General features: G+C 69.7%; 1 protein-coding gene. It reads left to right on the top strand.

Annotated elements, in window-relative coordinates:
* On the top strand, positions 1-323 hold a 323-nt coding region (locus tag FVP33_RS18930), incomplete at both ends, for an aminotransferase class III-fold pyridoxal phosphate-dependent enzyme (RefSeq protein ID WP_147785254.1).

Raw genomic sequence — 323 nt, 5'->3', positions numbered from 1 at the left:
CGCCAAGCTCTCCGGCAAGGACATGGTCATCCCGATGAACACGGGAACCGGGGCTGTCGAGTCCGGCATCAAGGTCGCCCGCGCCTGGGGCTACCGCGTGAAGGGCGTCGGGCCGGGGAACGCCAACATCAGCGTGGCAGAGGGCAGCTTCCACGGCCGCACGATCCCGGTAGTGGGTTGCTCGAGCGACCCGGTGGCACGTCGCGGCTTCGGTCCGTTCACCCCGGGCTTCCGTTCGGTGCCCTACGGGGATGCGGCGGGCCTCGAGGCGGCCATCGACGAAAACACCGTCGCCGTGCTCATCGAGCCCATCCAGGGCGAGG

Origin of the sequence: Lacisediminihabitans profunda (assembly GCF_008040105.1) — a bacterium.
GTDB lineage: Bacteria > Actinomycetota > Actinomycetes > Actinomycetales > Microbacteriaceae > Lacisediminihabitans > Lacisediminihabitans profunda.
Note: the sequence above shows the minus strand (reverse complement) of the source record. Positions and strands in the feature narration are given on the sequence as shown.